General features: G+C 63.9%; 13 protein-coding genes. 12 read left to right on the top strand and 1 reads right to left on the bottom strand.

The features are described from left to right. Positions 1-106: 106 nt before the first annotated feature. The 12 genes from OIK40_RS01035 (at position 107) to OIK40_RS00980 (ending at position 10,512) form a co-directional block, all read left to right on the top strand. Entirely contained in the window at positions 107-559 is a 453-nt protein-coding gene (locus OIK40_RS01035) for a GatB/YqeY domain-containing protein (protein WP_273675465.1), read from the top strand. A 60-nt stretch (positions 560-619) separates the two neighbouring features. After that, on the top strand, positions 620-2,509 hold the full coding sequence (dnaG, locus tag OIK40_RS01030; RefSeq protein WP_273675464.1) for a DNA primase: 1,890 nt from the start codon (positions 620-622) through the stop codon (positions 2,507-2,509). Positions 2,510-2,570: 61 nt separating this feature from the next. After that, positions 2,571-4,604 (top strand): RNA polymerase sigma factor RpoD, encoded by a 2,034-nt coding sequence (gene rpoD / locus OIK40_RS01025; RefSeq protein WP_273675462.1) that lies wholly within the window; start codon positions 2,571-2,573, stop codon positions 4,602-4,604. Between the two features lie 18 nt (positions 4,605-4,622). Beyond that, complete coding sequence (parA, locus tag OIK40_RS01020; protein WP_273675460.1) at positions 4,623-5,258, top strand: ParA family partition ATPase; 636 nt, start codon at positions 4,623-4,625, stop codon at positions 5,256-5,258. Positions 5,259-5,337: 79 nt separating this feature from the next. Then, complete coding sequence (locus OIK40_RS01015) at positions 5,338-5,817, top strand: RpiB/LacA/LacB family sugar-phosphate isomerase (protein ID WP_273675458.1); 480 nt, start codon at positions 5,338-5,340, stop codon at positions 5,815-5,817. Beyond that, positions 5,814-7,139 (top strand): serine hydroxymethyltransferase, encoded by a 1,326-nt coding sequence (gene glyA, locus OIK40_RS01010; RefSeq protein ID WP_273675456.1) that lies wholly within the window; start codon positions 5,814-5,816, stop codon positions 7,137-7,139. Before OIK40_RS01015 ends, glyA begins: the two co-directional genes overlap by 4 nt. A 10-nt stretch (positions 7,140-7,149) precedes the next feature. After that, positions 7,150-7,371 (top strand): hypothetical protein, encoded by a 222-nt coding sequence (locus OIK40_RS01005; protein WP_273675454.1) that lies wholly within the window; start codon positions 7,150-7,152, stop codon positions 7,369-7,371. An 8-nt stretch (positions 7,372-7,379) separates the two neighbouring features. Then, positions 7,380-7,841 carry a transcriptional regulator NrdR gene (nrdR, locus tag OIK40_RS01000; RefSeq protein ID WP_273675453.1) on the top strand — a complete coding sequence of 154 codons (462 nt, stop codon included), beginning with the start codon at positions 7,380-7,382 and terminating at the stop codon, positions 7,839-7,841. 8 nt (positions 7,842-7,849) lie between these two features. Beyond that, on the top strand, positions 7,850-8,596 hold the full coding sequence (locus OIK40_RS00995; RefSeq protein WP_273675452.1) for an RNA methyltransferase: 747 nt from the start codon (positions 7,850-7,852) through the stop codon (positions 8,594-8,596). 90 nt (positions 8,597-8,686) lie between these two features. Further along, entirely contained in the window at positions 8,687-8,962 is a 276-nt protein-coding gene (locus tag OIK40_RS00990) for a hypothetical protein (protein ID WP_273675451.1), read from the top strand. Between the two features lie 184 nt (positions 8,963-9,146). Further along, a complete protein-coding gene (gene rpsD, locus OIK40_RS00985; protein ID WP_273675449.1) occupies positions 9,147-9,761 on the top strand; it encodes a 30S ribosomal protein S4 in 615 nt (204 codons plus the stop codon). Positions 9,762-9,873: 112 nt separating this feature from the next. Further along, a complete protein-coding gene (locus tag OIK40_RS00980; RefSeq protein WP_273675447.1) occupies positions 9,874-10,512 on the top strand; it encodes an NAD(P)H-dependent oxidoreductase in 639 nt (212 codons plus the stop codon). On the opposite strand, the gene OIK40_RS00975 is transcribed toward OIK40_RS00980, so the two are convergent. Then, on the bottom strand, positions 10,502-10,813 hold the full coding sequence (locus OIK40_RS00975) for a chorismate mutase (protein ID WP_273675446.1): 312 nt from the start codon (positions 10,811-10,813) through the stop codon (positions 10,502-10,504). The genes OIK40_RS00980 and OIK40_RS00975 overlap by 11 nt on opposite strands. Positions 10,814-10,846 lie beyond the last annotated feature (33 nt).

The raw sequence follows: 10,846 nt of genomic DNA, 5'->3' as shown, positions 1-10,846 counted from the left end.
GCTAAGTTTCGTCCGCTAGGCCCCTCGCCCCCCTGCGTCAACCTAGGCTTGGCGCGTTATTTGCGTTAGAGGCGCGCCCAATTCTCCAATCCACAGGAAACACGTAATGATCCGTGATGATATCAAGGCCGCCACCATCGCCGCGATGAAGGCCGGCGAAAAGGACCGCACCGCCGCGCTCCGCCAGATCAGCGCCAAGATCAAGGACCGCGACATCGAGGAGCGCACCAGCGGCAAGGCGATTCCCGATGACGAACTGGTCGTCAGCGTTCTGCAGAAAATGGCCAAGCAGCGCCGCGAATCGATCGAGATGTACGAAGGCGGCGGGCGGCAGGAACTGGCCGACAAGGAAAAGGCCGAACTCAGCGTTATCGAGGAATTTCTCCCCCGCATGATGGACGAGGCCGAAACCAAGGCCGCGATCGAGGCGATCAAGGCCGAAACCGGCGCGTCCAGCATGAAGGATATGGGCACCGTCATGGCCGAGCTGAAAGCCCGCTACGGCGCAGTGCTCGACGGCAAGCTGGCAAGCGGCCTGGTGAAGGCGGCGCTTTCGTAATCGCGCACAACCGCCAAGGTCGCGCTTGAACGCAGCCGCGTTCGGGCGCACCTATTCCCCATGGCCATCACCCCGCAATGGAAAGACGAGCTGCGTGCGCGGATCACGCTGTCTTCGCTTGTCATGCGGTCGGTCAAGCTGACGCGGGCGGGGCGTGAATGGAAGGGGTGCTGCCCGTTCCATGACGAGAAGACGCCGAGCTTCTACGTCAACGACCAGAAGCAGTTCTATCACTGCTTCGGCTGCGGCGCGCATGGCGATGCGATCAGCTGGATGGTCGATCATGCGGGCCTGCAATTCATGGACGCGATCAAGGAGCTGGCCGCCGAGGCCGGGATGGAAGTCCCCGCGCCCGACCCGCAGATGGCCAAGCGTGCCGAACAGCGCGCCAGCCTGATTGACGTGACCGAAGCAGCGCAGCGGTTCTTTGTTGAAAGCCTCGGCGCGCCCGGTGGCGGGGCGGCGCGGGAATATCTGCAAAGGCGCGGGTTCTCACCAGCAATAATGCGCGAATTCGGCTTCGGCTGGGCACCGGATGATCGGCAGGCGCTGCCCAAGGCGCTCTCCGGGTTCGGCGAGGACATGCTTGAGGGCGCGGGCATGCGCGCCGCCAATGAACAGGGTGAGCGCTACGACCGGTTCCGCGGGCGCGTGATGCTGCCGATTCAGGACGCGCGCGGACGGGTGATCGCGTTCGGGGGGCGCATCCTCGACAAGCGCGATGGCGTCGCCAAGTACCTGAACTCCCCCGATACCGAGCTGTTCGACAAGGGCCGCACGCTCTACAATCTCCACCGCGCCGCCCCTGCCTCACGCCAGAGCGGGCGGGTGGTGGTCGTCGAAGGCTATATGGACGTGATCGCGCTGGCCAATGCGGGGATCGCGGATGCCGTGGCTCCGCTCGGCACGGCGCTCACCGAAATGCAGCTCGAACTGCTGTGGCGCATGGTCGAAGTGCCAGTGCTGTGTTTTGACGGCGATGCCGCCGGACAACGCGCGGCGATGCGGGCGATTACGCGGGCGCTGCCGCTGCTCGCGCCGATGCGCTCGCTTGCCATCGTGCGGTTGCCCGCGGGGCTCGATCCCGACGATCTTATCAAGGCGCAGGGCCGCCAGGCGATGGAGCAGTTGCTCGCCAGCCCGAGCAACCTCATCGACACGCTGTGGGAATTCGAACGCGATGCCCAGCCCCTGACCACGCCTGAAGCCAAGGCAGGGCTGAAAGCGCGGCTGATGGCGCATGTCGAAACTATCGCCGATCCGGAGATCAAGTCGCTTTACCGCCGCGAGCTTGGCGACCGCTTCTCCGCCTTCGCCTATCCACCGCGTGCGCCCCGCCCCGCCTATTCCCCCCAGCAGCAGCGCGGCTCGCGAACCGGCTGGCGCGGGGGCGCAATGCCGCCGCCGGGACTGTCGGAAGAAGCGCGTGCGCGGCTTTCGGGCATCATGGCGGGCGGCCAGCGACAGGGCCTGCTGGCAGCGGTGATCGCCGGGTTCACCCGCTTTCCGCAGGAGATCACCCGCCATGCCGAGGCCCTTTCCAGCCTCGCGCGGCATGACCGCGAAGCCGCACGGCTGATCGAATCGCTCTTCGAACTTGCAGAAACGCTTGATTCGCGCCCGCCTGTCGCCATATGCGAATCGCTAGGCCTTCCTGCCCCGCCGGCAGACATCCGTTACGCCTTCCTTGATGAAGGCACATCCACCGGCGCTGCGTGCGAGGAACTGGCCGAAGCTGTGTCGCTGCTGGTTGAAAGGCCGGCGCTTGAGGCTGCGCTTGCGGCCACGATAGCCCGTTTCGACAGCGATCCCGAAGGATCGTTTGCCGAACAGACCAGGCTGCGTGCACAGCTCATGACAGTTGACGAACGCCTGAAGGCATTCGGGCGCAGAAAGGCTGCACCGGCGGCCACGGATGACGACTCCGCTCCGGCGGAGGATATGGGATAAACTGGCGACCGCCTGCTTGTGCGCAGGAACCGGCTGCCCGGCAACGGATTGAACGAGACATATGGCCGAGAAGGAAGACGCCCCGCTGATCGATCTCAACGAGGCTTCGATCAAGAAGCTGATCAGCAAGGCCAAGAAGCGCGGCTATGTCACCTATGACGAGCTGAACGAAGCGCTGCCCTCGGGCGAGATGAGCCCCGACCAGATCGAGGACATCCAGACCGCGCTTTCCGAAATGGGCGTGCAGATCGTCGAAAGCGACGAGGAAGCCGAAGCCGACGGCGAAGAGGAAGGCGACGGTGTCGAGGCGCTGGTGCCGGACGACGATGACGACGATGACGACGACGGCGAGAAGAAAGGCCCTGCCAAGGACGCCCGCGCCGCCAACAAGAAACTCGCCACCGGTGAGCGTACCGACGATCCGGTGCGCATGTACCTGCGCGAAATGGGCGCGGTGGAACTGCTCAGCCGCGAAGGCGAAATCGCCATCGCCAAGCGGATCGAGGCCGGGCGCGACATGATGATCATGGGCCTGTGTGAAAGCCCGATCACCTTCCACGCCATCATCCAGTGGTCCGAAGCACTCAACAACGGCGACATGCAGCTGCGCGAGATCCTCGATCTCGATGCGATGCTGTCGAAGGAGCCGCCCGCCGACAAGATGGCCGACGACGCCGAGGATGACGACGACGACGGCGAGATTTCCGAAGCCACCGCCGGCCCGACCATCCGCGAGGACGACGAGGTCGAGGACGAGCCCGAGGCCGACGAGGATGACGAGGACGGCGAAGGCCGCCCGAAGCGCGAAGAGGAAGAGGAGGAGGACAACACCCTCTCCCTCGCCCAGATGGAAGCTGCGCTGAAGCCCGAGGCGCTCGAACGCTTCGCGCGCATCACCAAGCTGTTCAAGAGCTTCGAGAAGCTGCAGGCCGAACGGGTCGACACGCTGGCGGCGGGCAATGATTTCCCGGCGGCGAAGGAAAAGAAATACGAACAGCTGCGCGAAGAGCTGACCGCCGAGGTCGAGTCCGTGCAGTTCCACGCGACCAAGATCGAATTCCTGGTCGACAATCTCTATGCCTTCAACCGCCGCCTGACGACGCTGGGCGGGCAGATGCTCCGTCTCGCGGAACGCCACAAGATCAAGCGCATCGACTTCCTCGGGTCCTATGTCGGCAACGAGATGGACGATGCCTGGATCAAGGAGCGGGCCAAGAAGGACAAGAAATGGGCCGCCTTCGCCGAGCGCGAGGAGGCTCCGATCGAGCGTATCCGCAGCGAAATCGCCGATATCGCCGCCCAGACCGGCATGAGCCTCACCGAGTTCCGCCGCATCGTCAACATGGTGCAGAAGGGCGAGCGCGAGGCACGTATCGCCAAGAAGGAAATGGTTGAGGCGAACCTGCGTCTGGTGATTTCCATAGCCAAGAAATACACCAACCGCGGCTTGCAATTCCTTGATCTTATTCAGGAAGGCAATATCGGCTTGATGAAGGCGGTCGACAAGTTCGAATATCGCCGCGGTTACAAGTTCAGCACCTATGCGACATGGTGGATCCGGCAGGCGATCACCCGCTCGATCGCCGATCAGGCGCGCACCATCCGTATTCCGGTGCACATGATCGAAACGATCAACAAGCTGGTGCGTACGAGCCGCCAGTTCCTGCACGAGGAAGGCCGCGAGCCGACCCCGGAAGAAATGGCGCAGCGCCTTTCCATGCCGCTGGAAAAGGTGCGCAAGGTGATGAAGATCGCCAAGGAGCCGATCAGCCTCGAAACCCCCATCGGGGACGAGGAAGACTCGCACCTCGGCGATTTCATCGAGGACAAGAACGCGATCATCCCGGTGGATGCTGCGATCCAGGCGAACCTCAAGGAGACCGTCACCCGCGTGCTGGCCTCGCTCACTCCGCGTGAGGAACGCGTGCTGCGCATGCGCTTCGGCATCGGCATGAACACCGATCACACGCTGGAAGAAGTCGGCCAGCAATTCTCGGTGACCCGCGAGCGTATCCGCCAGATCGAAGCCAAGGCGCTGAGGAAGCTCAAGCACCCGAGCCGGTCAAGGAAGATGCGGTCGTTCCTCGATCAGTAAGCGCCGGAGGGGGGTACGATGGCGAAGTCAGATACCGCGACCATCGCCATCGTCAGCCAGAAGGGCGGCTCGGGGAAAACCACGCTGGCCGTCAACATCGCCACACGTGCGGCGCAGGCGGGGCATCAGTCCTGCGTCGTTGACACCGATCCGCAAGCAAGCGCGGCGGCGTGGAGCGACTGGCGCGGGGATTTCCTTCCCGTGGTGGTCACCAGCCCGCCCGCGCGCCTCATTCGCACCATCGACAGTGCGCGAAAGCAGGGCATGGATTTCGTGGTGATCGACACCCCGCCCCACGCCGATGCCGCCGCGCGCGAGGCGATCAAGGCGGCGGACATCGTTCTGATCCCCACCCGGCTGCGCGCCTTCGATCTCGCCGCGCTCGAACCGATTGTCGATCTGGTCGCCATGGCGAAGACCCCCGCTTTCGTGGTCTTCAACGCCGTGCCCGCCGGCGCGAAGGTGCTGACCGCCTATGCGGAGCAGTTCGCCAAGGGCCTGGGGCTTTCCATCTGCCCGATCATGCTGGGCGAACGCGCGGACTTCCACCGCTCCTCCGCCAAGGGCGAAACAGCTGCCGAGGCCGATCCGCAAGGCAAGGCGGCCAAAGAAGTCGATAAATTGTGGAAGTGGCTGCGCAAAAAGCTCGTCTGACGGACTGAGCCGCGCTTATCGTAGAAAAGGCGCGCTTACGGGGTGGAGAGAATCGCCGTGCGCCCTTATGTAGAGCGCCATGCGCATCGCCATTGCATCCGATCACGCCGCGACCGAGCTGAAGGCAGACCTTGCCGAATGGCTCATCGACGAAGGCCACGAAGTCGCCGATCTCGGCCCTGAACCCGGGCAGAGCGTCGATTACCCTGATTACGGCTACCGCCTGGCCGAGATCATCGCGGAAGGGACAGTCGAATTCGGCATCGCCCTGTGCGGAAGCGGCATCGGCATTTCAATTGCCGTCAACCGTCACCCCGAAGTGCGCTGTGCGCTGGTGTCAGAACCGCTCTCCGCCGCGCTTGCCCGCGAACATAATGATGCCAACTGCATCGCGATGGGCGCGCGTCTTGTCGGGATCGAAATGGCCAAGTCCTGCGTTGCCACTTTCCTTGACACCGAATTCGCTGACGCCGGCGATCCGGCCGGGCGTCACCAGCGCCGGGTGGGCAAGCTTGGCCAGCCCCCGTTCTTCCCCGATCATATCGAGACCCATCAATGAGCACCGCCCCCGCCGATTTCTCCGCCCGTCACGCCGCCCAGTCGATGGAGGGGTTCTGGCGCGATGATCTGGCCACCGCCGATCCGGAGATCGCCGCCGCCGTCGCCAAGGAACTCGCCCGCCAGCGTGACAAGATCGAACTGATCGCGTCCGAAAACATCGCGAGCCGCGCGGTGCTTGAAGCGACTGGCTCGGTGTTCACCAACAAGTATGCCGAAGGCTACCCGGGTAAGCGTTACTACGGCGGCTGCGACTATGCCGACGTGGTCGAAACGCTGGCGATCGAGCGTGCCAAGCAGCTGTTCGGCTGCAATTTCGCCAATGTGCAGCCCAATTCGGGCTCGCAGATGAACCAGGCGGTGTTCCTTGCCCTGCTCAACCCAGGCGACACCTTCATGGGTCTGGATCTGAACTCGGGCGGCCACCTCACCCACGGCTCGCCCGTCAACATGAGCGGCAAGTGGTTCAATGTCGTCTCCTATGGCGTTTCGCGCGATAGCGAGCTGATCGACATGGACGAGGTCGCCGCCAAGGCGCGGGAAAGCAAGCCGAAGATCATCATCTGCGGCGGCACCGCCTATTCGCGCACCTGGGATTTCCCCGCCTTCCGCGCCATCGCCGACGAAGTGGGCGCGGTGTTGCTGTGCGATATGAGCCACATCTCCGGCCTTGTCGCTGGCGGCGCCCATCCCTCGCCCTTCCCGCATTGCGACATCGTCACCTCGACCACCCACAAGAGCCTGCGCGGTCCGCGTTCGGGCATCATCCTGTGGAACGACGAGAAATATACCAAGCCGCTCAACATGGCGGTGTTCCCCGGCCTTCAGGGCGGCCCGCTGATGCATGTCGTCGCGGCCAAGGCAGTCGCCTTCCGCGAGGCGCTGCAACCCGAATTCAAGACCTACGCCCACCGCATCGTCGAGAACGCCCGCGCACTTGCGGCGAGCCTTGAGGAAAACGGGCTGCGGATCGTTTCAGGCGGCACCGACAACCACTCGATGCTGGTCGATCTGACGGCCAAGGACGTGACCGGCAAGGACGCCGAAAAGGGCCTCGATCGCGCCTTCCTGACCTGCAACAAGAACGGCATACCCTACGACACCCGCTCGCCCTTCGTTACCAGCGGCATCCGCCTTGGCACGCCCGCCGGCACCACCCGCGGCTTCGGCCCGGAGGAGTTCCGCATCGTCGGCAAGCTGATCGCCGAAGTGGTTGATGGGCTTGCGAAAAATGGCCCTGAAGGCGATGCGCAGGTGGAAGAAAGCGTGCGCGGCCGCGTGTCCGAACTCTGCGCCGCCTTCCCCGTCTATCCCGGCATGTAAGGATACCGCCATGAGCGATCAGGAACCGCGCCAGACCCCCGAATGGGTCGAAGATGCCAAGGCCGAGATTACGGGCATGGCCAAGGAGGGGGTCAATCACCCCTCTACCGCACCCGTCCTGACCGGTGCGGCGATCGGTGCGGTGGCCGGAGCCCTGTTGCCGGTGATCTCTTGGCCGGTCGGCCTCGCGGTAGGCGCCGGATTCGCGCTCTATCAGAGAATAAAGAAATAACCCCCTGAATGCGCTGCCCCTTTTGCGCCCATGACGACACTCAGGTAAAGGACAGCCGCCCGACCGAGGACAACGCCTCGATCCGGCGCCGTCGCCAATGTTCGTCCTGCGGGGCCCGCTTCACCACCTTCGAACGCGTGCAGCTGCGCGAAGTCGTGGTGGTAAAGTCGGGTGACCGCCGCGAACCCTTCGAACGATCGAAGCTCGAACAATCCATCGCCCTCGCCTGCCGCAAGCGCGATATCGAGCAGGAACGGCTCGACCAGCTGATTTCGGGCATCCAGCGTCAGGTCGAAACCTCGGGCGAGGCAGAAGTGCCCTCTGCCCGCATCGGTGAACTGGTGATGGAAGGCCTGCGCCAGATCGATTCTGTCGCCTATATCCGGTTCGCCAGCGTCTACCGCGATTTTTCCGAGGCGCGCGACTTCGAAGAATTTGCGAGCACCGTTCAGCAAGCCGCGAAAGAATAGGCAGGAAGATGACCGATCTGAACAAGCCGGTGATCGTTCTTGTGCGCCCGCAGCTGGGCGAGAATATCGGCAAGGCGGCGCGCGCGATGCTCAATTTCGGGCTGACCGAGATGCGCCTCGTCAGCCCGCGCGACGGTTGGCCCAACCCGTCGGCCGGCCCCGCCGCTTCGGGCGCGGACATCGTGCTCGAACAGGCAAAGGTCTATGCCACCACGGCAGAAGCCGTCGCCGATTGCGCCCATGTCCATGCGACCACTGTGAGGAAGCGCGGCGTCACCAAGCCGGTGATCGGCGCTGACGAGGCCGGGCGTCAGGTCCATACCCTGCCCGGTCGCCATGCGATCATTTTTGGCCCCGAACGTTCAGGTCTGGAGACCGAGGATGTGGCGCTGGCCCGTAATATCCTGACCGTTCCGATCAATCCCGAATTCGGCTCGCTCAATCTTGCGCAGGCGGTGATCCTGGTCGCCTATGAATGGTCGCGGATCGGGCGCGAGCTCGCGGGTGCGGCGGAGGTGCTGGTGCAACCGACTGCCGAGGACGTGCTGCCGCCCGCCCCGCAGGACGAGCTCGACGGGCTGGTCGCGCATTTCGAAAAACTGCTCGAACCGCGCGGCTATTTCCGGCCCGAGGCTCGTGCTGAATCCACCCGCCGCACGCTGCGCGGGTTGCTGACCAAGCCGGGCTGGAACCATCTGGAGGTTCGCACCTTGCGCGGCATTCTCAGCACGCTGGAGCGCAATCCGCGCGACTGACGCTGCTTGCGCCTTTTGCATTGGACAGGCCGGCAATCGCAAGTTAGGCCTCGGGCTCCTCTTCACCTCCCGAACCCTGTGAGATTGCTTATGAAATCGCTGTCGTTCCGCGCCGGTGCGGTGTTTGCCGTGCTTGCTGCGCCGCTGTTTGCTTCCGCTGCTCTCGCCGCACAAAGCGCCGAGCCGCAGAACGATGGCGAAACCGCCGAGGAAAAGCAGGCTCCCGCTGAAAAGGCCGATGTCCAAGACGACAACGCCGAGCCTTCGCGCATCTGCCGCTATGTCCGGCTCGACATGTCGAGCCGCCGCAAGACCAAGGTCTGCCGCACCACCGAGCAATGGCGCGAGCTCAATAACCCGCGCTGATTGCCCGTGCCCAATGGCGGGTTGCGCTTGACCGTGCGCGCAATCCTGCTATGCGCGCGCCTTCGCGAATGGGCCCCGCACCCCGGTGAAGCGGTGGCCGCATCAGGACGCATGTCCCGATGGTGCGATGCCGGGTTGAATGGTCGGCACTGGGCCGATCCAGCATATTTGAAGGATACGACATATGTCGAAGCGCAAGAGCGCCAAGTACAAGCTTGACCGCCGGATGGGCGAAAACATCTGGGGTCGTCCCAATTCCCCGGTGAACAAGCGTTCCTACGGCCCCGGCCAGCACGGCCAGCGCCGCAAGGGCAAGATGAGCGACTTCGGCCTTCAGCTGCGCGCCAAGCAGAAGCTCAAGGGCTACTACGGCGACGTCACCGAAAAGCAGTTCAAGCGCACCTATGCCGAAGCCGCCCGTATGAAGGGCGATACCAGCCAGAACCTGATCGGCCTGCTCGAGCGTCGTCTGGACATGGTGGTCTACCGCGCCAAGTTCGCACCGACCATCTTCGCCGCGCGCCAGATCGTCAGCCACGGCCACATCTACGTCAACGGTGTGAAGTGCAACATCGCCTCGCGCCGGATCGACGTGGGCGACGTCATCAGCCTCGGCAGCAAGGCTAAGGAAATGGCGCTCGTGATCGAAGCGCAGACCCTGCCCGAGCGTGACATTCCCGATTACGTCGCGCCCGACGGCAACGACAAGGTGAGCTTCACCCGCGTGCCCAAGCTCGACGAAGTTCCCTACCCGGTGACGATGGAACCGAACCTGGTGGTCGAATTCTACTCGCGCTGATCGGTTTCAGATCAGGCGAAACGAAACGGGGCGGCTCCTTCGGGGCCGCCCTTTTCTTTTGGTGCAATCCCGCCCATTGATTCTGGACGCTTGAACGAGGGATCGCACCATCATGAACGTTTTGCTGCTGGACGGACACCCCGACAAAGGCCGGCTTACGACCCATCTGCTCGATACCTATGCGGCTGCCCTGCCCGCCGGCACGACGGTCACACGCGTGGCGGTGCGCGATCTGCAATTCACGCCGGTGCTGCGCCACGGTTACAAGCAGCGCACCGAGTGGGAGCCGGATCTCCAGCGCCTCGCCCGGCAGCTCGACGAATGCGATCACCTCGTGGTGGCCTTCCCGATGTGGTGGGGATCAGAACCGGCGGAGCTGAAAGGCCTGATCGACCGGCTGTTCCTGCCGAAATTCACCTTTGCCTATCACGATGACGATCCGTGGTGGGACAGGCTGATGTTGGGCCGATCGGCCGACATGATCGCGACGATGGACACGCCGCCCTTCATCCTCAGATGGTATTACGGCAATCCGCTGATCCGGCGCTGGAAAGGCCAGATTCTGGGCTTCTGCGGCTTTGCACCGGTGCGCATGCTCGCGCTTGGTCCGGTGGGCGAGACTACGCCGCCGCGCACGCTCGACAAGTGGGAAGCCAGAATCGCGAAAATGGCACGCTCGATCCGGCAAAAGGCACCGGCAAAGAAGACCGCGCGGCTCGCCGACTTCCTTGCCCGCCGCGTCAGTCCCTGATCCGGTCCCACTCGGTAAATTCGTAGGCGATCGAGCCTTCGACGAGCCGTTCCCAGATATCGGCGATAACGTCGCCCGGGATGCCATGCGCTTCGGCCTCGCCCACGGCGGCGGTGATGACGCTGGCCTTGCGACCCTCGTCACGCACCGCATCGCGGCTCTGCTTGATCCGTGCGGCTGCGCGCATGTAGCCGAACCGCGTCGCCAGCAGCGCCACCAGTTCGCGATCGAGTGCATCAACCCCGGCGCGCACCTCGGCCATGGTGGTGCAATCCTCGGGGCTCAGGGGTTTGTCTGTCATGGGGCTGCCCCTAGGCGGAGCGGGGCGGACTTG

It is taken from the genome of Erythrobacter fulvus (genome assembly GCF_028595285.1).
Taxonomy (GTDB): domain Bacteria; phylum Pseudomonadota; class Alphaproteobacteria; order Sphingomonadales; family Sphingomonadaceae; genus Erythrobacter; species Erythrobacter fulvus.
This window is presented reverse-complemented; position numbering and strand designations above follow the sequence as displayed.